Origin of the sequence: Streptomyces spinoverrucosus (assembly GCF_015712165.1) — a bacterium.
GTDB classification, from domain to species: domain Bacteria; phylum Actinomycetota; class Actinomycetes; order Streptomycetales; family Streptomycetaceae; genus Streptomyces; species Streptomyces spinoverrucosus_A.
Map to the genome: position 1 here is coordinate 605,663 of NZ_JADPZX010000001.1, position 19,144 is coordinate 624,806.

Genomic DNA, 19,144 nt, shown 5'->3' on the forward strand with positions numbered 1-19,144 from the left:
CCAGCGACACCGGCGCGGCGGCAGGAAAGCACCCGGGCGGCCGATGTCGGGGGCCCGTGCCTCAGCGGCGCCGCACCAGGGGAATGGAGAAGCCGCGTTCGGTCTCGGTGTCGCGCCAGGCGTCGGCCTTGTCGACGACCTCCTCCATCTCCTCGGCGGTGAGGGTGGCGTGGCGGCGGACGCGGGTGGTGGCGCCGGTGCGGCGCACGCGGTGGACGGCCTGCCGGGTGACGCGCATGTCGCGGCCGCCGAGGTCGAAGCCGGGCACGTGCACGATCGCCTCGTCGCCGAGTTGGAGGGCGCCCAGTCCGGCGCGGGCGAAGGCCTTGGCACCCTCCTCGGAGGCGCCCATCACGGCGGGCGCCCAGGCGTGTCGGCGGGCGGGGTCCAGCCAGGCGGCGACGGCGTGCGGCCAGGCCTCGCGGTCGCCGACCGGGTCCCCGCCGACCAGGCAGACGCCGGCCTCGACGCGGTAGGTGACGGCGGCCTTGCCGCTGGGTGAGAAGACGACGGCCTTGTCGCGCCGGGTGGCGAAGTAGCCGAGCGAGTCCCGGTCGCCGTACGCCGTGAGAAGGGCGCGGATGCGGGCCTCCTCGTCGTCGTGCAGGGCGGCCTCCAGGCGCTGCGAGCGGAAGAGGGTCGCGGCGGCGTTCAGCAGGGCGAGCGCGCCGAAGAGACCGAGCAGGAAGAACAGCGAGCGCGGCGGCCGCCCGTCGAAGGCGCCGCCGGGGATCAGCCCGCCGCACACCCGGTCGGCGGCCCACGCCAGCCGCTGCCCGCGCGGCAGCGTGCCCGGGAACAGCTCGACCAGCCCCCAGCCGACCAGGATCCCCACGACCAGCCCGGCCGGCAGGACGCCGAGCCCCCGCCGTACGGCGCCGCGGCGGGAGGCGGCGTAGAACTCGCGGCGGGCGACGATCAGCAGCACCAGCGCGAGGGCGCACACGATCAGGGACGGGAGCGAGTCGGCGTACCCGCCCAGGGCGACCCCGAGGGCGTCGGTCAGGATCAGCAGGCCGAGGTGGACGACGACCAGCCACCGGGCGACCTTCTTGCGGGCGGCGGTCGCGGCGGCGAGCAGGAAGAGGAAGACGGCGTAGGCGAGGTTGGCGCTGACGGGGACGAGGAGCAGTTCGAGGAAGCGGACGACGGGGTGCAGCGCGGTGCGCAGCGGCGGGACGAGGGCCAGCAGCGCGCAGAGCACGCCGAGGGCGCCGAGGAAGGCCGCGAAGGCCTCCGGCACCCTGCCGAGGAGGCCGGTGCCGGGCCGCCGTATCGGGCCGCCCGGGGTGGCCCGGGCTGTCGCGGCGTCCACGGTGGCGCCCATGGTTCGACTGATAGGAACAGCGCCCGTGGCCCGCCCGTCGAGCGCTGTCGGCGGGCGGGCGGAGGTGCTCCTTCCGATAGCCTCGGGCCGTGACGGAACAGCACTCACACCAGTTCGAGCGTGGCACGGACGGGCCGAAGGTCATCGTGGTCGGCGTGGACGGCTCCGACTCCTCGCTGCGCGCCGCGGCCTACGCCGGTGGTCTGGCCCGGCGGCAGCACGCGCTGCTGGCACTCGTGTACGTGCAGCCCGTGCTGGCGGCGGGCGCGGCTCTCGGGGCGCCCGTCGCGGCGACCACCGACGAGATCGCCGAGGACCTGGTGGCACAGATCCGGGAGGCGACCGAGCAGGTCAAGGGGATATTCGACATCCGCTGGGAGTTCCACACCTTCCGCGGCGACCCCTACAACGGCCTGGTGAAGGCGGCGGACGAGCTGAAGGCGGACGCCGTGGTGGTGGGCGCCTCGGAGCAGGCCGGCCACCGGATCATCGGCTCGGTGGCGATCAGGCTGGTGAAGGCGGGACGCTGGCCGGTGACAGTCGTGCCGTAGAGGTGCGTGGCGTCTTTTCGCGGGGGTGCGGCTGAGCCATCATGATCGGTCGTCAGCCGTTTGGCGATCGCGAAGAGGTGAGGCGCATGACCCGGCTCCGAATGGACGAGGGGATTTTCCGCCGCAAACCCATCGAGCACATCGAAGAGACGGAAATCGTCGAGGGTACCCGGCTCGACCGGTCCCTGGGCCTGGGGCAGCTGACCGCGATCGGCGTGGGCGGCATCATCGGGGCGGGCATCTTCGCCCTCGCCGGCGCCGTGGCCAACGGCACGGCCGGGCCCGCGGTGCTGGTGTCCTTCCTCATCGCGGGCGTGGCGAGCGCGGCGGCCGCGCTGTCGTACGCCGAGTTCGCGGGGCTCATCCCGAAGGCCGGTTCCGCCTACACGTACGGCTACGCGGTGCTCGGCGAGCTGGTGGGCTGGTTCATCGGCTGGGACCTGCTGCTGGAGTACACGGCGATCGTGGCGGTGGTCGCGATCGGCATCTCGGGCTACTTCAACTTCCTGATCGGCCAGATGGGCGCCGACCTGCCGAGCTGGATGCTGGGCGCGCCCGGCACCGGCGAGGGCCACCAGGTCGACCTCTTCGCGGCGGTGCTGTGCCTGTTCATCGCCTACCTGCTGACGCTCGGCATCAGGAACGCGGCCCGTTTCGAGATGGTCGTGGTCGTGCTGAAGGTGCTGGTGGTGCTGCTGGTCATCGGCGTCGGCCTGTTCCACATCGACACCGCGAACTACACCCCGTTCTTCCCGTACGGCGTCGGCGGGGCGTTCACCGGTGCGGCCATCGTGTTCTTCGCGGTCTTCGGGTACGACGCGTTGTCCACGGCGGCCGAGGAGTCGAAGGACGCGCAGCGGCACATGCCGAAGGCGATCGTCTACTCGCTGGCGATCTCGATGGTGCTGTACGTGGCGGCGTGTCTGGTGCTGACGGGTATGCAGAACTACACGGAGATCGACCCGGAGAGCGGCTTCTCCTCGGCTTTCGAGTCGGTGGGGCTGAGCTCCCTGGCCAACGTGATCGCGGTGGGCGCGATCATCGGGATCCTCACGGTGATGTTCACGTTCATGCTGGGCGTGACCCGGGTGTGGTTCGCGATGTCCCGGGACGGGCTGCTGCCGGCGTGGTTCGCGAAGACCCACCCGACCCGCCATGTGCCGACGCGGGTGACGTGGATCGCCGGCGTGGCGTCGGCCGTCATCGCCGGGTTCCTGCCGATCGGCGAGGCGGCCGAACTGACCAACATCGGGATCCTGCTGGCGTTCGTGGTGGTGTGCATCGCGGTGATCGTGCTGCGCTACCGGCAGCCGGACCTGCCGCGCACCTTCCGTACGCCGTGGATGCCGTTCGTGCCGGCGCTGGGTGTCGTCTTCTCGATCTGGCTGATCACGTTCCTCGCGTGGCAGACCTGGGTGCGGTTCGCCATGTGGTTCGCGCTGGGCCTGGTGATCTACTTCGCCTACTCGTACCGCAAGTCGAAGCTGGCGGGCCGTTAGGGCCTGTCCGGCGGATCAGGCCGACTGCAAGGAACGGCACGCCGGCTACTCCCCCATCACCAGCCCGTCCTTTGCCGCGCCCCGGCCGAGGACGACCTGCTGGATGCGCTCGCGCACGCCGGTCACGTCGGCGCCCTGGGCGAGAGCGGTGTTGAGGTTGACCACCCGCCCGGCGTCGATGTCGAACAACTGCGGGATGTACTCGGCCTTCGTCACCTCCCAGCGGCCGCCGGGACGGGCGGGCGGGGCGAAGGTGAAGCGGCCGATCGTGGACTGGTTGGCGCGCGGGTCCGGGGCGCGTCGGCGGTTGGTCATCTGGCCGGCGACCTGGTTGCCCATGCCGTAGATCACCCAGGTGCCGTTGACCTTCTCGTACGCCTGCGGGACGTGGGCGTGGGTGCCGACGATGAGGTCGATGTCGGGGCGGCCGCCGGTGGTGGCGGCCGTGAGGGTCCGGGCCAGGGACAGCTGCTGCTGGTCCGGCTGGTCCTGCCACTCGGTGCCCCAGTGCAGGGAGAGGACGACGACGTCGGCGCCGGCCCGCCGGGCGGTCTGGGCGTCCGCGAGGATCCGGCTCTCGTCGATCAGGTTGACGGGCCAGGGCTGCCCGGCGGGGGGCCGCCGGTGGCCGCGGGGGCCCAGGGTGTAGGCGAGGTGGGCGACCCGCGCCGTGCCCGCGGGCAGGATCGTGACCGTGAGCGCCTCCTCCACGGTGCGTGCCGACCCGGCGTGGCGGAGGCCGGCCCGGTCGAGGGCGTCCAGGGTGCGGCGGATGCCCCTCGTGCCGTCGTCGAGGGTGTGTTCGGAGGCGGTGGAGCAGCTGTCGTAGCCGGTGTCGGCGAGGCCCTGGGCGATTTCCGGCGGGGACCTGAAAACGCGGTCCCCGGAGTAGCGGCCGTTCTCGCCGAACACGGTCTCCATGTGACACAGCGCCAGGTCGGCGCGGGAGACCACGGGCGCCACGCCGGCGAACATGGGCACGAAGTCGTGGCCGAGGCCGCCCGCGTCGAAGCGGGCCTGCTCGATGACGGACGTGTGCGGCAGGACGTCGCCGGTGGCGACGAGGGTGAAGGCACGGGGGCCGGCGGCGGTGGCGGCCGTGGCGGCCGGCGGGCCCGGGCGGGCGACGGGCTCCTCGTCGCGGGCCTGACAGGCGGCAGCCGCGGCGAGCACAGCGGTCAGCGCCAGCGCCACCTGCCGACTGCGTGCGATACCTACGATCATCAGCTCACCCCAGTGCGGTCGCACTTAACACACAAGGTCGTACTTACCTACCAATAGGTACGAAGCTGAACACAGGCCCAAACAGCCTCAGGGGCCCCTTTAACCCGTCCGCGTCGCATCAGCGGACAGCGCGGACCGTTCGTCGTACCGTTCGCCGACGCGTTCGACCGTCCGTCGCACCACCGTGTGTGCTCCCTGTCCTGAACCCGCACCCTGCGATGCCATACGGCCATGACGGCCGGAACCACCATCACCAACGGGACGACCGCCGAGCACGAGCTCGCCGCGCTCCAGCGGGAGCACGGCCGACCGCTCTTCGCACTGCTGCTCAGGCTCTGCGACGGCGACCGGCAGCGCGCCGAGGACCTGGTCCAGGAGACCCTCGTCCGCGCCTGGCAACACCCCGAGGCGCTGCGCGCCGAGACCTTCGAGTCCGTACGGCCCTGGCTGCTGACCGTGGGCCGACGGCTCGCGATCGACGCCCGGCGGGCCCGGCAGGCCCGCCCGCCCGAGGTCGGCGACGCGGTCCTGGAGAACGCCCGGGTGTGCGCCGATCACGCCGAACGGTCGGCCGCGACCGTCGACGTGCGCGAGGCTGTGAAGACACTCACGCCGGAACACCGTGAAGTTCTGGTGCTGGTGTACTTCCAGGGGGCGAGTGTGGCGGAAGCGGCCCAGGCCCTGGGGATTCCGCCCGGTACCGTGAAGTCCCGCGCGTACTACGCGCTGCGCGCCCTGCGCCGGGTGCTTCCGGGTTACGCGGCCGACCTGCGGTGAAACCAATCGCCGAGTCAAACCTCCGTAAAGCGCCTTGCTGAGGACCCCGGTTGAGTAATCGGCTGTCCTTATCCGTGTTCCGGACTGGGAAGCCGGGGTCGGCGACGCGCACCACCGGAGGAAGGCAGGAAGGGATGCAGCACAGAGGTCACCAGAGTACGGGCGGCACCGGTGGCGGTGAACTCACCGTCCCCATGAGCTGGTTGTACGCCGAGTACATCGCCGACGAACTGCTGCGGACCGGCGATCTGATGCCGCCGACGTCCTTCGAGTTCCGGGCCGGGCGGGACGCCCTGGCACTGACGATCTTCCTGTCCGACACCGAAGGCGAGCTCTCCGGCATCCGGGTCGTCTCCCAGCTGGAAACGTGGCTGTCCCTGACGGCGTACGACCAGCCGTGGCAGGACTGGGTGCGGGAGCGGATGGCGCAGGTGGCCACCGAGGCGGTGGAGGCCGGTGGCCCCGCGCCGGACGTGGAACTGGCGGAGGCGGCCTGGCGCTGGCTGGAGGAGACCGAGCTGCTCGCGCCCGACCTGAACGCGGTCCCCGGCGGCGGTCCGCCGGTGGGCGAGGACGACGGGCCGAAGGTGTGGACGCCGGCGTGGCAGCTGGGGCTGCCACTGGGGCACCTGGCCATCCACCTGTTCTAGCCGCTCCCCGGACTCGTCCCCCACATCCTTCTGGGTCCTTCTGGGTCCGTCTGGGATTCGTCGGGAAACCGACCAATCCTCGGGGCGGGCCGCTCCGAATCCCTTGGTTGCGATTCTGTATAGGCCTTGAGTGATTCCGCGGCTTGGTGCGTACCGGTGGGAGCAAGGAGTAACCCCACCCGCACCCAAAGGCACGAGGATTCGGCATGAGGTCCCTGGAGAGGCATCGCGACGTCGGCGCGTACGCGCTCGGCGTGCTGGACGAGGCGGACGCCTTCCGTTTCGAGGACCACCTCATGGAGTGCCCTCAGTGCTCCGTGCAGGTCACTGAATTCGGCCCCGCCGCACGGCAGTTGATGCTCTACCGGCGGGCCACCCCACGCTCGGTGCACCCCATGGCCGGGCCCGGGCCGCGACTGCTGGACCGGCTGCTGGGCGAGGTCGCGGCACGGCGTCGGGCCGGGCGGCGGATGCGGCTGTTCGCCGTGGCCGCCGCGGTGGTGTGCGCCGTGGCCGGACCCGCGATCGCGATCGTGGCCGAGCGCGGGGACCAGGCGGTACGCCTCGAGGCCACCGACGAGCGCTCCGGTGTGTGGGCGCAGGTCACGACCGAGGACGCGCCCTGGGGCAGCAAGGTGGTGCTGGAGGTCAAGGACGCGGCCGGCCCCCGGGCCTGCCAACTGATCGTGATCGGCGGCGACGGCTCGGAGGAGACGGCGACCAACTGGACCGTCCCCCGGCACGACGCCCGCCCCAACACCATGCAGGGCGCCACCGCCCTGCACCCCGACCAGATCGACCGCTACGAGGTGCGGACGTCGACCGGGGAGCGGCTGGTGACGCTGGACCCCAAATAGCGACGGGAGCCGGGGTCCGACTAGCGCCCACGGGATTCGGTCGGGCGGAGTGTCTCGTCGCGGATCCGGGCGCAGGTCTGGGTGAGCAGCCGGGAGACGTGCATCTGGGAGAGGCCCATCCGCTCGGCGATCCGGCTCTGGGTCCAGTCCTCGAAGAAGCGCAGGTAGAGGATGGCGCGTTCGCGCTGGGGCAGCCGCCGTACGGCGTCCTTGACGCTCTCGCGGTCGACGACGAGCTGGAATCCGTCGTCGGGTTCGCCCAAGAGGTCCGCGAGGCTCGGGCCGTCGGCGTCGCCGTCGCCGTTCGCCGCGTCCAGGGACAGCGCGCTGTAGCTCTCCAGGGCCGCCATGCCTTCGCGGACCTCCGCCTCGCACAGGCCGGTGCGGTGGACGAGCTGGGCGACGGTGGGGTGCGGGCTGCCGGGGGTGTGGGCCAGTTCGACGCAGGCGGCCCGGACCGTGTTGCGCAGGTCCTGGACGCGGCGGGGCACGCGCACGTCCCACATCCGGTCACGGAAGTGGCGGCGCAGCTCACCCCTGATCGTCGGTATCGCGAACGGTTCGAAGGCGCCCCGGCCCGGATCGAACCGGCGTATCGCCTTCAGCAGTCCGAGCGCGGCGACCTGCCGCAGGTCGTCGGTGGTCTCCCCCTTGTCCCGGAAGCGCCAGGCGATCCGGTGGGCCATCGGCAGCCACGCCCGCAGCAGCTCCTCCTGCACCCGGTCCTTCTCCGGTCCGTCCGGCAGCGCGGCCAGACGGCGGAAGGCGGCGGCGGTGTCGGGGGCGTCGCGGGCCGGGCGGGTGACGGTCTCGGTCGGGGCTGTGGTGACGACGGTCGTCATCGTGTGGTCCTCGAAGCCTTTCGGTCGGCTGTGGCGGTTGTTCCTACGGACCGTCCTTGCCCAGTACCCCCTTGCCCCTATTCATCACTTTCGCCCCTTTTTACCAAAAACCTCTTTTCGCCCCGGTCGCCGGGCAGGCCCCGGGCCGCGGTGTGAGACTGCTGAACGACGTGATCCGACCGCGGCGCGGTCCCGACGAGGGGAGACGAGGTGACGACGGCGGACCCCGGCGAGGGCCGACTGGAGGAGTTCCTCGCCAATCCGGACAACGTGGCGCTCGACCTGTCCACCGCCGTGGCCCGCTGCTCCAAGGCGCTCGGCCTGCAGCACTCCGTGGTCTACCTCGCCGACCTCCAGCAGCGCCGGCTGGTCCCGCTGACCGACGTCGCCTCCGCACTGCCCGTCGACGACTCCCTCGCGGGCTGGACGTACCGCACCCAGTCCCTGCGGGTGGAGGAGTCCGAGACCGGCGGCATGACGGCATGGCTCCCGCTGCTGGACGGGGCGGAGCGGCTCGGCGTGCTCGCGGTGCACTGCCCGGTGCTCAGCCCCGTCGCACTGCGCCGCAGCCGGGCCCTGGCCGCACTGCTGGCCATGATGATCACGTCCGCGCGGGCGTACAAGGAGTCCTTCGTTCGACGGACCCGCACCGAACCGATGCAGCTGCCCGCCGAGATGCTGCGCGCCTTTCTGCCGCCCCGCACGATCGGCACCGGGCACGTCATCTCCACGGCCGTACTGGAGCCCGCCTACGAGCTCGGCGGCGACGCCTTCGACCACGCCCTCACCGAGACCACGCTGCACGCCGCGGTCCTCGACGCCATGGGCCACAACCTGGCGTCGGGGCTCACCACTGCCGTGTCGCTGGCCGCCTGCCGCAACGCCCGGCGCACCGGCGCCGACCTGCCGGAGCTGGTGCAGAGCGTGGACGACGCGCTGGCCCGGTGGCTGCCGGAGCAGTTCTGCACCGGCGTGCTCATGCAGCTGGACCTGGCGAGCGGCGTGCTGCGCTGGACCAACTGCGGGCACCCGGCACCCCTGCTGATCCGGGACCAGCGGCTGCTCGTCGACGCGCTGGAGCGCGATGCTGATCCGCCGATGGGGCTGCCGTCGGTGCTGGCCGACCGGTCGCGGAAGGTGCACGAGGTCGCGCTCCAGCCCGGTGACCGGGTGTTGCTGTACACCGACGGGGTCACCGAGGCGCGGATCCGGGACGGCGACATGTTCGGTCTGGAGCGGTTCGCCGACTACGTCATCCGGGCCACCGCCGCGGGCGAGCTGGCGCCGGAGACCCTGCGCAAGCTGATCCACTCGATCCTCGACGCACAGCCGGGCCGGCTCCGCGACGACGCGACGATCCTGCTGGTCGAGTGGTGGCCGCCGACCCGCTGAACGGTCACTTGAGCAGCCGGGACAGCCTGCGGTCGGCGAGCGGCCTGCCACCGGTCTGGCAGGTCGGACAGTACTGCAGCGAGGAGTCGCTGAAGGAGACCTCGCGGATGGTGTCGCCGCACACCGGACAGGGCTCGCCGGTGCGGCCGTGCACGCGCAGGCCGCTCTTCTTCTCGGCCTTGAGCCGTCCGGCCGCCAGGCCGCGCGAGCGCTCGACGGCTTCCGTGAGCGTCGTGCGCAGGGCCTCGTACAGTCTTCGGGTCTCCTCGGGGGTGAGGGACGCGGCCAGTTTGAACGGGGACATCTTCGCCGCGTGCAGGATCTCGTCGCTGTAGGCGTTGCCGACGCCGGCGATGAGGCTCTGGTCGCGCAGGGCGCCCTTGAGTTGGCGGCGCTCGTCCTGGAGCAGGGCGGTGAAGCGGGCCTCGTCGAAGTCGTCGGCGAGTGGGTCGGGGCCGAGCCGGGCGACGCCGGGCACCTGCTGCGGATCCGCCACGAGGTACACCGCGAGCCGCTTCTGCGTGCCGGCCTCGGTGAGGTCGAAGCCCGCGCCGGTCTCCAGGGCCACGCGCAGCGCCAGCGGACCCTTGCCGGGACGGGGCGGGCCGTCGGGGAGGCGGTCCTTCCACTGGAGCCAGCCGGCGCGGGCCAGGTGGGTCACCAGATGCGGGCCGCCGTCCGTCTGAAGGTCCAGGAACTTGCCGTACCGGTGCACGGCCACGACCTGGTGGCCCTCGACGGCCGACAGGGGTGGGTCGTACGTCTTCAGCACACTGATCGCGACGGGCAGCACGCGCACGATCTCGTGGCCGACGAGGTGGTCGGTCAGGAAGTCCTTGAGCGCTTCGACCTCGGGCAGTTCCGGCATACGTCCAGAGTGCCATCCGGGACCGACAGTGCCGGGCGTGTTTCGAACGGGTCCGCTCAGTCCCGTTGCGGCACCACGAACTCGCACCACACGCACTTGCCGCCGCCCCGCGCCTCCACGCCCCACACGTCCGTGAGCGTGTCGACGAGCAGCAGACCGCGGCCGGAGACGCCGGAGGCGCCGGCCTCGCGGCGGCGGGGCAGGGCGCTGGAGGAGTCCTCGACCTCGACACGCAGCCGCCGGTCGGTGTCGGTCAGGACCCGCAGGGTGACGATCGCGGCGCCCTCGGTGTGCATCAGGGCGTTGGTGATCAGCTCGTCGGCGACGAGTTCGACCTCGTCGCAGCGGTCGGCGGCGCCCCAGGCGCGCACGGCGGCGCGGATCATGTGCCGGGCCTGCCGGAGGGCGTCGGGGTCGCCGGGCGCGACGTGCTGCTGGAGGCGGCCGCCGCTCTGCGGGGCGTCCGCGCCGCGGCGGCGCAGCAGGAGCAGCGCCACGTCGTCGTCGCCGCCGCGCTCCTCGGCCACGTCGATGAGCGAGTCGGCGAGTTTCCACACGTCCTGCGGGCCGGAGGCGACGAGCGCGGTGAGGACCTGCATACCGTCGTCGAGGTCGGCGCCGGGCTGTTCGACCAGGCCGTCGGTGCACAGGATCAGCGTGTGCCCGGGGTCGAGCTCGATGGTGCCGACGGGATACGCCAGGCGCCCGAACTCGGCGGACAGGCCGAGCGGCAGGCCGCCCTGGACGGGGGCGCGGCGGCAGCTGCCGTCCGGGGCCCGGATCAGGGGGTCGATGTGGCCGGCCCGGACGACCTGGACGACTCCGGTGGCGAGGTCGGCCTCGGCGTACAGGCAGGTCGCGAAGCGGTCGGTGTCCAGTTCGTGCAGGAAGACGGAGGCCCGGGCCATCACCGTGGCCGGTGTGTGGCCCTCGGCGGCGTACGCGCGCAGGACGATGCGCAGCTGGCCCATCACGGCGGCGGCGTGCGTGTCGTGGCCCTGGACGTCGCCGATGACCGCGCCGACCCGGCCACCCGGCAGCGGGATCAGGTCGTACCAGTCGCCGCCGATGTCCCGGCCGAGGGAGGCCGAGCGGTAGCGGACGGCGACGTCGGCGCCCCGCACACTGGGGATGGTGCGCGGCAGCATGGCCTGCTGGAGACCGCCGGCGAGGTCCTTCTCCTGCTCGTAGAACATCGCGCGCTGCAGGCTCTGCGCGATGCTGCTGCCGAGGGCGACGAGGATGTTGCGTTCGTCGGTCGTGAAGCCGTGGCGGTCGTTGTAGAGCAGGCCCATCGCGCCGATGGGGCGCGCCTGGACGATGAGCGGCAGGTAGGCGGCCGAGGTGATGTCGAGGTCGGTGATGTGCGGCCACAGGATCGGGTAGCCGTCGGCGAACTCCTGCGGGGACTCGATGAACCGCGGGCTGAGCGTGCGCACCACCTCGCTCATCGGGTAGGGCTCGTCGATCCGGGTGATCAGGGTGCCGGGTACGAAGCTGCCCTCGGGGCCCTCGGCGACCAGCCGGATCCGCCCGGCCTCCAGCAGGCCCATGACCAGGCTGGTCGCGCCCAGGTGGGTGACACCCTGGGTGTCCTTGAGGACGTCGATGACGTCCTGGACGGTGCGGGCGTTGGCGAGGGCGGCCGTGATGAGCTGCACGACGTTGCTCTGGTCCCGGCGGCCGGCCAGGTTCCAGGCGGTCTGGTCGCGGCGCGCCGCGTACTCGTTGAGCTCGCGGGTGGCGTCCCGGAGGATGCCGATGATCCGGCGCGGCCGGCCCGTGTCGTCGCGGCGGATGTAGCCCTGGGTGTGGGTCCAGCGCAGGGTGCCGTCGCGGCGGCGGATACGGAAGTACGCGCCGTAGTTCTCGCTGCCGTCCTTGATGGCCTGGGCCACCAGGCTGTCCAGCCGCCGCCCCTCGGCCGGGGGCACGCGCACGGTCAGGGACTCGGGGCGGCCGTCGTACTCGTCGGGGCGCAGGTCGAAGACCTCGTGGGCCTGGGCGTCCATGTGGAACAGACCGTTGTCCAGGTCCCAGTCGAAGCTGCCCATCTGGTTGAGCGCCAGGATCGGGTCCGGGTGGGCGGGCCAGTCGTCCGGGAGTGACAGGGCGCTCGCTCCCCGATCAACCATGGGCCCACCTTGCCAGGGTTCGACCAATTCTTCGACCGGATCAGGTCAGGTTCTTTGGCCGAACCTTTTCGATGCGGCTCTTGAGCGGTTCTCGAACGGTTCACGTTCGATCACTTCAGCTCGCGAAGAGGTCCGTCATGCTGCCGAGGATGCTGTCGGTGGTCTCCGGGGCGTCCGTGTCACCCACGTCGTCGCTCACGTCCGGGTCGTCCGGGACGAGTCCGCCGCCGTCGGGCAGGTCGGGGGTCTCCGGGACGGTCTCGGGGCCGATCTCGTCCGCGGGGGCCCTGGGCTCGACGGGCTCCTGAAGGGTCGGCTCGGCGGGCAGCGAGGGGGCCGTCCCGCTGTCCTCCGGGGGCAGGAGCGGGGCGCCGCTCTCCGGAGGCAGGAGCGGGGCGTCGCCCTCCGGAGGCAGGAGCGGGGCGTCGCCCTCCGGCGTGGGCGTGGCCGCGCCGGTCACGGGCTCCTCGGGCGTCGGCGTGGCCGCGCCGGTCGCGGGCTCCGCCGGCACCGGGGCCGCCTCCTCGCCGCCCTCCGCCGAGGAGGCCCCGTCGCTCGGCGCGCTCCCCTGCGGTCGCGGACGCGACGGGCTCGGCCGGTCCGGCCGCAACTCCGGCCTCGGTACGACCCTGTCGTGCCGGACGTCCTGCCCGATCCGCCGCTCGATCCAGGTGTCGTCGACGACGTTGTCGAGGGTGATGTCGGTGATGACCTGGGACGCCGGGGTCACCCTGATCACCTCGGTGGGCCGGTACCCGGCCCACGCCCGGCCGCCGCTGCCCGGCGTGCCCCGCATGGCGACGGGCGCGCCGAGCGGGTTGCCGCAGGCGCAGCGGACGCGGGGTACGCCCCGGTTGTCCACGAGGACTGCGGTGCCCGCCTGGAGGACGGCCTGGCGGGCTGTGGCGCGGCCGTCGCGGTACCCGTGATTGGTGACCCGGGTGTCGGCGCGCAGTTCGGCGGAGGTGAGCCCGCGCAGATAGCCCGGGATCGACGCCTCGGAGACACCTGCGGCGCGGGCGAAGGCCTGGGCCCTGCCCCGGTCGGCGGTGAGCAGGCGGATCTGGCGTTCGACGTCGCAGCTGCCGGCCCGGGCCCGGCCGCCGTAGAGGCCGGGGGTCAGGCCGGAGTAGGAGCGCACGCCGGTGAGGGTCGCCGGGGCGGTGAGGTCGGGGCCCGACCCGGCCGCCGGGGCAGACTGCGGCGTTCGGGTGACGGGCGCCGGGGTAGCCGAGGAGGTGGCCGTGGAGTCCGTGAAGGGGTCCGGGCCCTGGTCCCTGACCGGCTGGAGCAAGAGCTCCCCGCCCGCTGTCGCGACCTCGCCGCCCTCGGTGCCGCAGCCGGCGGTGAGCAGGGCCGCCGAGAGCGCGCAGGCCGCGACCAAGGTTCCGGTGGGTGTGCGCACCACGTTCTCCCGCCTCGTCCTGGGCATTTCGCCACTATTGTCTGCTTCACTCTCCTGGGTCACGCAAACGCAGAGCTCGACCACGGAAAGTGACATCACGGCCGGAGCCCGGGGGGAGGGCGCCAGAATGAAGGAGAGGAGCGCACGACCGTGGAGTGGTTCACCGCACCCGACTACTGGCTGACCCGGCTGGTCTTCCAGCGGGCCCTGGCGGCCGTCTATCTGGTCGCGTTCCTGACGGCGGCCCTGCAGTTCCGGGCGCTGATCGGGGCTCGCGGCATGCTCCCGGTCCCGCGCTATACCGAGTACGTACCGTTCAAGCGGGCGCCCAGCCTCTTCCAGCTCCACTACTCCGACCGCTTCTTCGCGGTGTGTGCCTGGGCGGGCTGCGCGGTGTCGGCGGCGCTGCTGGCGGGCGTGGACTCGATGGTGCCGCTGTGGGCCGGGATGCTGCTGTGGGTGCTGCCCTGGCTGCTGTACCTGTCGATCGTCAACGTCGGCCAGACCTGGTACTCGTTCGGCTGGGAGTCCCTGCTCCTGGAGGTCGGCTTCCTCGCGGTCTTCCTCGGCAACGACGAGGTGGCACCGCCGATCGTGGTGCTGTTCCTGCTGCGCTGGATCCTGTTCCGGGTGGAGTTCGGCGCGGGCCTGATCAAGCTGCGCGGCGACGCCTGCTGGCGCAAGCTGACCTGCCTGGACTACCACCACGAGACCCAGCCGATGCCGGGCCCGCTGAGCTGGTTCTTCCACCATCTCCCCCGGCCGCTGCACCGCGTCGAGGTGGCCGCCAACCACTTCACCCAACTCGTCGTGCCGGTCCTGCTGTTCACCCCGCAGCCGATCGCCACGGCCGCCGCCGCGCTGATGGTCGTCACCCAGCTGTGGCTGGTCCTGTCCGGCAACTTCTCCTGGCTGAACTGGATCACCATCGTGCTCGCCCTGGCGGCGATCCAGTTCCCCACCGACCCGCCGTCCGTGCCCGGCGCTCCGCTCTGGTACGCGGTCGTGGTCCTGGCCGTGGCCGCGCTGATCGCGTTCCTCAGCTACCGCCCCGTCACCAACATGATCTCCCGCCGCCAGGTCATGAACCGCTCCTTCGACCCGCTCCACCTGGTCAACACCTACGGCGCCTTCGGCAGCGTCAGCCGGGTCCGCTACGAGGTGGTCATCGAGGGCACCGCCGACGCCGTACCGCACGAGGACTCCGACTGGCGGGAGTACGAGTTCAAGGGCAAACCCGGCGATCCACGGCACTGGCCGCGCCAGTTCGCGCCGTACCATCTGCGGCTGGACTGGCTGATGTGGTTCGCGGCGCTCTCCCCGGCCTACGCGGGCTCGTGGTTCGGCGCCCTGGTCGAACGCCTGCTGGAGAACGACCGCGACACCCTGAGGCTGCTGCGCCGCTCCCCCTTCCCGCCCGACGAGCCCCCGCGCTTCATCCGCGCCCGCCTCTTCCGCTACCGGTACACGACCTGGCGGGAGCTGCGGGAGACGGGCGCGTGCTGGGACCGGACGTATGTGCGGGAGTATCTGCCGCCGACGCGGCTGGCGGAGGCAGCTCAGAGGTCGTAGACGCGGGTGGCGGTGGTCTCGAAGAGCTGGGCGCGTTCGTCCCGGCTCAGGTCGCTCGCCAGACCGCCCACGAGGGACGACACCTGCGCGTACGTCGCCGCCACCGTGCACACCGGCCAGTCCGAGCCGAACATCAGGCGGCCGGGTCCGAAGGCCTCCAGCGCGGTGTCCCAGTACGGGCGCAGGGGTGCGAGGGGCCAGGTGGTCCCGCCCCACAGGGCCGGGTCCATCTCCGTCACCAGGCCCGACACCTTGCACACCGTGTTGGGCAGCTCGCCCAGCGCCCTGATGTCACAGGCCCACGCTTCCGGCGCGCCGGAAGCGACGGGCGGCTTGCCCAGATGATCGAGGACGAAGGTCAGGCCGGGCAGCGAGGCCGCCGCCCGCACGCACGCGGACAGCTGATGCGGCAGCACGATCAGGTCGTAGACGAGGCCCGCCTCGGCCACGGCGGCGAGACCTCGGCGTACGTCCGGACGCAGCAGCCACTCGGGGTCCGGCTCGCCCTGGACCTGGTGGCGGATGCCCTTGAGGTACCGCCCGCCGGGGAGTTCCCGCAGCCGGGCGAGTTCGTCCGCGACGTCCGGACGGGTGAGGTCGGTCCAGCCGACGACGCCCGCGACCAGCTCGTGCGCGGCGGCCAGGGCCAGGAACTCCGGGGTCTCCTCGGGCACCGTCACCGTCTGGACGAGGACCGTGCGGTCGACGCCGGCCGCGCGGGCCTCGGGTGCGAGGTCGGTGAGGGTGAAGTTCCGCCGGAGCGGCTGGAGTTCGGGACCGGCTATCCACTCCTGGTCGCGGACCGACAGGTCCCAGACGTGGTGGTGCGCGTCGACGGTCACGGCAGTTCCTCCTTCGGGACGGGAGCCTCGGACGGCAGGAGCCCCGTCTCCCGCAGCTCCTGCCAGAACGCGGCGGGCACGGGCGTACGGAACTGCTCGGCGCAGTCGTCGACCTCGGCGGCCGTGCGGGCGCCCACGAGGACGTCGACGACCGCCGGGTGGGCGGCGCAGAAGGCGAGGGCGGCGGCGCGCAGGGTCGTGCCGTGGCGGTCGGCGATCGACTTCAGGCGCAGCGCACGGTCGAGCAACTCCGGTGGCGCCGCGGTGTAGTCGTACGTCGCTCCTGGTCGCGGATCCGCCAGCAGACCGGAGTTGAAGGCGCCCCCGATCACCACCGCCGTCCCGCGTTCCTGTGCGCTGGGCAGCAGGTCGGTGAGGGCGCTCTGGTCGAGGAGCGTGTAACGGCCGGCGCACAGCACCACGTCGACGTCGGTGTCGCGGACGAAGCGGGTGAGCATCGCGCTCTGGTTCATGCCCGCGCCGATCGCGCCGACCACGCCCTGCGAGCGCAGCCTCTCCAGGGCCGGGTAGCCCTCGCGGAAGGCCCGTTCGGCGTCGTTGTCGGGGTCGTGGAGGTAGACGGTGTCGACGCGGTCGAGGCCGAGGCGTTCCAGGGACGCGTCCAGGGTGCGGCGGATGCCGTCGGCGGTGAAGTCCCAGACGCGGCGGTGGGTGGCGGGGACCGCGAAGCCGTGAGCCAGGTCGTCGCCGGTGCCGTCGGCGGGTTCCAGACGGCGGCCGACCTTGGTGGAGATCGTGTACGCCGAGCGGGGGTGCTCGCGCAGTGCGGCGCCGAGGCGGCGTTCGGACAGGCCGAGGCCGTAGTGCGGGGCGGTGTCGAAGTGGCGGATGCCCTGACGCCAGGCGGCGGTCACGGCGTCGTACGCCTGCTCGTCGGTGAGCTCGGTGTGGAGGTTGCCGATTCCGGCGGCGCCGAAGGCGAGCTCGGCGCCGCTCATCGCTGGGCCGCCGGACGCAGGCGCAGCCCCTGCATGCCGCCGTCGACCGCCAGTGCCGTACCGGTCGTCGCGCCGGACAGTGGGCCTGCCAGGTAGGCGATGGCGCCCGCGACTTCGGCCGCCGTGACGAGGCGGCCGGCGGGCTGGCGGGCCTCCAGCGCCGCGCGCTCGGCGGCCGGGTCGTCGGCGGCGTCGAGCAGGCGGCCGATCCACGGGGTGTCCACGGTGCCGGGGTTGACGCAGTTGACGCGGATGCCCTCGCGGACGTGGTCGGCGGCCATGGCGAGGGTGAGGGAGTACACGGCGCCCTTGGTCGCGCTGTACAGGGCGCGTTGCGGCAGGCCCGCGGTGGCGGCGATGGAGCAGGTGTTCACGATCGCCGCGTGGGCGGACTCGCGCAGGTGCGGCAGGCAGGCGCGGGTCGTGCGGACCATGCCGACGACGTTGACGTCCAGGACCCGGTGCCATGCGGCGTCGTCGTTGTCCTCGACGGTGCCCTGGGCGCCGATGCCGGCGTTGTTGACCAGGACGTCGAGCCCACCGAGGTCGGCGACCGCGTCCGTCACCGCCTGTCGTACGGAGGCGTCGTCGGTGACGTCGGCCCGGTGGGCGAGGAGGGGCTTGTCGACCGTCGACGGGTCGAGGTCGAGGACGGCGACGCGCGCTCCCCGCTCCGCCAGGAGTTCGGCCGTGGCGCGCCCGATGCCGGAGGCGCCGCCGGTCACCAGGGCCCTGATGCCCTCGAAGTCGGTCATGCCGATTGCCCCTTCTCGTTCGTGTCGTCGCGGTCGACGGCCCAGACGGTGCCGTCGGGGAAGCTGTGGCGCGCGATGGACTCCGGGCGCATGGTGGCCGAGAAGCCGGGCGCGGTGGGTGCGAGGTAGTGGCCGTCCCGGATGCGGACCGGGTCGAGGAAGTGGTCGTGGAGATGGTCGACGTACTCGACGACCCGGTCGTCGGTGGTGCCGGAGACCGCGAGGTAGTCGAACATGGCCAGGTGCTGGACGAGTTCGCACAGGCCGACCCCGCCGGCGTGCGGGCACACCGGGACGCCGAACCTGGCGGCGAGCAGCAGGATGGCGAGGTTCTCGTTGACGCCGCCGACGCGGGCCGCGTCGAGCTGGAGGACGTCGATGGCGCCGGCCTGGAGGAACTGCTTGAAGACGATCCGGTTGTGGGCGTGCTCGCCGGTGGCGACCCTGACCGGGGCGACGGCCCGGCGGATCGCCGCGTGGCCGAGGATGTCGTCGGGGCTGGTGGGCTCCTCGATCCAGTACGGGTCGAACTCGGCGAGGGCCCGCGTCCAGCGGATCGCCTCGTCGACGTCCCAGCGCTGGTTCGCGTCGATCGCCACGCGGACGTCGGGGCCGACCACGGCACGGGCGACGCGGCAGCGCCGGATGTCGTCGTCCAGGTCGGCGCCCACCTTGAGCTTGATCTGCCGGAAGCCGTCGGCGACCGCCTGGGTGGCGAGCCGGCTGAGCTTGGCGTCGTCGTAGCCGAGCCAGCCCGGTGAGGTGGTGTAGGCGGGGTAGCCGCGCTCCAGCAGCCGGGCCCGGCGTTCCTGGGCCCCCTCGCGCCCGCGCCGCAGGATGGTCAGCGCATCCTCGGGGGTGAGGGCGTCCGTGAGGTAGCGGAAGTCGATCTGGCTCACCAGCCACTCGGGCTCGGCGTCGGCGAGCAGCTGCCACAGCGGTCGGCCGGCCCGCTTGGCGGCCAGGTCCCAGACGGCGTTGACGACCGCGCCGATCGCCATGTGCAGCACGCCCTTCTCGGGCCCGAGCCAGCGCAGTTGGCTGTCGCCGATCAGGGCGCGGTTGAGGCTGCCGGGGTCCGCGCACAGCTCGTCGACCGAGCGCCCGATCACATGCCCGCGCAGCGCCTCGATCGCGGCGACCTGGACCTCGTTGCCGCGCCCGATGGTGAAGGTGAAGCCGTGCCCCTCGTGGCCGTCGGCCGCGTCGGTGCGCAGGACGACGTAGGCCGCCGAGTAGTCGGGGTCCGGGTTCATCGCGTCGGAGCCGTCGAGTTCGCGGGAAGTGGGGAAGCGGATGTCGTGGGTGTCGACGGCGGTGATGCGGGCGGGGGTGGAGGGCACAGAACGCCTTTCGGTCCGAGGCATCGACGTCCCGCTTATTTATCAGACCACTTGGACCCTCCGATACCCTCCTGACGATCTTTCTTCGCCTCTCACGCGATAGTGGTCGGACCACCTCGCTGGTTAGACTGCGGCGGACCGGCGAC

At 72.3% G+C, this 19,144-nt stretch carries 16 protein-coding genes and 1 pseudogene; 7 read left to right on the forward strand and 10 right to left on the reverse strand.

What is annotated here, in order from left to right; translation table 11 throughout:
* Positions 1 to 70: 70 nt before the first annotated feature.
* Positions 71 to 1,327, reverse strand: a pseudogene (locus tag I2W78_RS02835) (phosphatidylglycerol lysyltransferase domain-containing protein); the annotation flags it as partial.
* A gap of 89 nt (positions 1,328 to 1,416) precedes the next feature.
* On the opposite strand from I2W78_RS02835, the gene I2W78_RS02840 reads away from it, so the two are divergent.
* Complete coding sequence (locus I2W78_RS02840) at positions 1,417 to 1,878, forward strand: universal stress protein (protein WP_196456632.1); 462 nt, start codon at positions 1,417 to 1,419, stop codon at positions 1,876 to 1,878.
* Between the two features lie 86 nt (positions 1,879 to 1,964).
* On the forward strand, positions 1,965 to 3,377 hold the full coding sequence (locus I2W78_RS02845; protein ID WP_196456634.1) for an amino acid permease: 1,413 nt from the start codon (positions 1,965 to 1,967) through the stop codon (positions 3,375 to 3,377).
* A 45-nt stretch (positions 3,378 to 3,422) separates the two neighbouring features.
* Here I2W78_RS02845 and I2W78_RS02850 read toward each other — a convergent pair whose 3' ends face one another.
* The gene (locus I2W78_RS02850; protein WP_196456636.1) at positions 3,423 to 4,601 is read right to left on the reverse strand and encodes a CapA family protein; all 1,179 of its coding nucleotides are present in this window, start codon (positions 4,599 to 4,601) and stop codon (positions 3,423 to 3,425) included.
* A gap of 231 nt (positions 4,602 to 4,832) precedes the next feature.
* On the opposite strand from I2W78_RS02850, the gene I2W78_RS02855 reads away from it, so the two are divergent.
* From I2W78_RS02855 to I2W78_RS02865, 3 genes are all read left to right on the forward strand, one after another.
* Complete coding sequence (locus I2W78_RS02855) at positions 4,833 to 5,378, forward strand: sigma-70 family RNA polymerase sigma factor (RefSeq protein WP_196456638.1); 546 nt, start codon at positions 4,833 to 4,835, stop codon at positions 5,376 to 5,378.
* A 134-nt stretch (positions 5,379 to 5,512) separates the two neighbouring features.
* The gene (locus tag I2W78_RS02860) at positions 5,513 to 6,028 is read left to right on the forward strand and encodes a hypothetical protein (protein WP_196456639.1); all 516 of its coding nucleotides are present in this window, start codon (positions 5,513 to 5,515) and stop codon (positions 6,026 to 6,028) included.
* Positions 6,029 to 6,234: 206 nt separating this feature from the next.
* Positions 6,235 to 6,885, forward strand: coding sequence for a zf-HC2 domain-containing protein (locus I2W78_RS02865; protein ID WP_196456640.1), 651 nt, complete (start codon positions 6,235 to 6,237; stop codon positions 6,883 to 6,885).
* Between the two features lie 20 nt (positions 6,886 to 6,905).
* Here the strand turns inward: I2W78_RS02865 and I2W78_RS02870 are convergent, their stop codons facing one another.
* Positions 6,906 to 7,727, reverse strand: a complete 822-nt coding sequence (locus I2W78_RS02870; RefSeq protein ID WP_196456641.1) for a SigB/SigF/SigG family RNA polymerase sigma factor — start codon at positions 7,725 to 7,727, stop codon at positions 6,906 to 6,908.
* Between the two features lie 210 nt (positions 7,728 to 7,937).
* On the opposite strand from I2W78_RS02870, the gene I2W78_RS02875 reads away from it, so the two are divergent.
* Positions 7,938 to 9,119: a PP2C family protein-serine/threonine phosphatase gene (locus tag I2W78_RS02875; protein WP_196456642.1), complete on the forward strand. Its 1,182-nt coding sequence runs from the start codon at positions 7,938 to 7,940 to the stop codon at positions 9,117 to 9,119.
* A gap of 4 nt (positions 9,120 to 9,123) precedes the next feature.
* On the opposite strand, the gene I2W78_RS02880 is transcribed toward I2W78_RS02875, so the two are convergent.
* The 3 genes from I2W78_RS02880 to I2W78_RS02890 form a co-directional block, all read right to left on the reverse strand.
* Entirely contained in the window at positions 9,124 to 9,987 is an 864-nt protein-coding gene (locus I2W78_RS02880; protein WP_196456643.1) for an Fpg/Nei family DNA glycosylase, read from the reverse strand.
* Between the two features lie 56 nt (positions 9,988 to 10,043).
* Positions 10,044 to 12,122, reverse strand: coding sequence for a SpoIIE family protein phosphatase (locus tag I2W78_RS02885; protein ID WP_196456644.1), 2,079 nt, complete (start codon positions 12,120 to 12,122; stop codon positions 10,044 to 10,046).
* Between the two features lie 115 nt (positions 12,123 to 12,237).
* Positions 12,238 to 13,554 (reverse strand): DUF6777 domain-containing protein, encoded by a 1,317-nt coding sequence (locus I2W78_RS02890; RefSeq protein ID WP_230885300.1) that lies wholly within the window; start codon positions 13,552 to 13,554, stop codon positions 12,238 to 12,240.
* Between the two features lie 123 nt (positions 13,555 to 13,677).
* Here I2W78_RS02890 and I2W78_RS02895 point away from each other — a divergent pair, with 123 nt between their 5' ends.
* Entirely contained in the window at positions 13,678 to 15,099 is a 1,422-nt protein-coding gene (locus tag I2W78_RS02895; protein WP_196456646.1) for a lipase maturation factor family protein, read from the forward strand.
* Here I2W78_RS02895 and I2W78_RS02900 read toward each other — a convergent pair.
* Genes I2W78_RS02900 through I2W78_RS02915 form a run of 4 tightly spaced genes read right to left on the reverse strand, consistent with a single transcriptional unit; the run spans position 15,087 to position 18,998 of the window.
* Positions 15,087 to 15,941 carry an amidohydrolase family protein gene (locus I2W78_RS02900; protein WP_196456648.1) on the reverse strand — a complete coding sequence of 285 codons (855 nt, stop codon included), beginning with the start codon at positions 15,939 to 15,941 and terminating at the stop codon, positions 15,087 to 15,089. The two genes, I2W78_RS02895 and I2W78_RS02900, sit on opposite strands and share 13 nt — an antisense overlap.
* On the reverse strand, positions 15,938 to 16,900 hold the full coding sequence (locus I2W78_RS02905) for an aldo/keto reductase (RefSeq protein ID WP_196456650.1): 963 nt from the start codon (positions 16,898 to 16,900) through the stop codon (positions 15,938 to 15,940). Before I2W78_RS02905 ends, I2W78_RS02900 begins: the two co-directional genes overlap by 4 nt.
* Positions 16,897 to 17,655, reverse strand: coding sequence for an SDR family NAD(P)-dependent oxidoreductase (locus tag I2W78_RS02910; RefSeq protein ID WP_196456652.1), 759 nt, complete (start codon positions 17,653 to 17,655; stop codon positions 16,897 to 16,899). Before I2W78_RS02910 ends, I2W78_RS02905 begins: the two co-directional genes overlap by 4 nt.
* A complete protein-coding gene (locus I2W78_RS02915; protein ID WP_307783583.1) occupies positions 17,652 to 18,998 on the reverse strand; it encodes an L-fuconate dehydratase in 1,347 nt (448 codons plus the stop codon). The genes I2W78_RS02910 and I2W78_RS02915 overlap by 4 nt, the downstream gene beginning before the upstream one ends.
* Positions 18,999 to 19,144: the final 146 nt, after the last annotated feature.

Coding starts and splice junctions, on each gene's coding strand:
- I2W78_RS02850 (WP_196456636.1), bottom strand. CDS start 4,601: ATGATCGTAGGTATCGCACGCAGTCGGCAGGTGGCGCTGGCGCTGACC.
- I2W78_RS02870 (WP_196456641.1), bottom strand. CDS start 7,727: ATGACGACCGTCGTCACCACAGCCCCGACCGAGACCGTCACCCGCCCG.
- I2W78_RS02890 (WP_230885300.1), bottom strand. CDS start 13,554: ATGCCCAGGACGAGGCGGGAGAACGTGGTGCGCACACCCACCGGAACC.
- I2W78_RS02865 (WP_196456640.1), top strand. CDS start 6,235: ATGAGGTCCCTGGAGAGGCATCGCGACGTCGGCGCGTACGCGCTCGGC.
- I2W78_RS02885 (WP_196456644.1), bottom strand. CDS start 12,122: ATGGTTGATCGGGGAGCGAGCGCCCTGTCACTCCCGGACGACTGGCCC.
- I2W78_RS02905 (WP_196456650.1), bottom strand. CDS start 16,900: ATGAGCGGCGCCGAGCTCGCCTTCGGCGCCGCCGGAATCGGCAACCTC.
- I2W78_RS02860 (WP_196456639.1), top strand. CDS start 5,513: ATGCAGCACAGAGGTCACCAGAGTACGGGCGGCACCGGTGGCGGTGAA.
- I2W78_RS02845 (WP_196456634.1), top strand. CDS start 1,965: ATGACCCGGCTCCGAATGGACGAGGGGATTTTCCGCCGCAAACCCATC.
- I2W78_RS02880 (WP_196456643.1), bottom strand. CDS start 9,987: ATGCCGGAACTGCCCGAGGTCGAAGCGCTCAAGGACTTCCTGACCGAC.
- I2W78_RS02910 (WP_196456652.1), bottom strand. CDS start 17,655: ATGACCGACTTCGAGGGCATCAGGGCCCTGGTGACCGGCGGCGCCTCC.
- I2W78_RS02855 (WP_196456638.1), top strand. CDS start 4,833: ATGACGGCCGGAACCACCATCACCAACGGGACGACCGCCGAGCACGAG.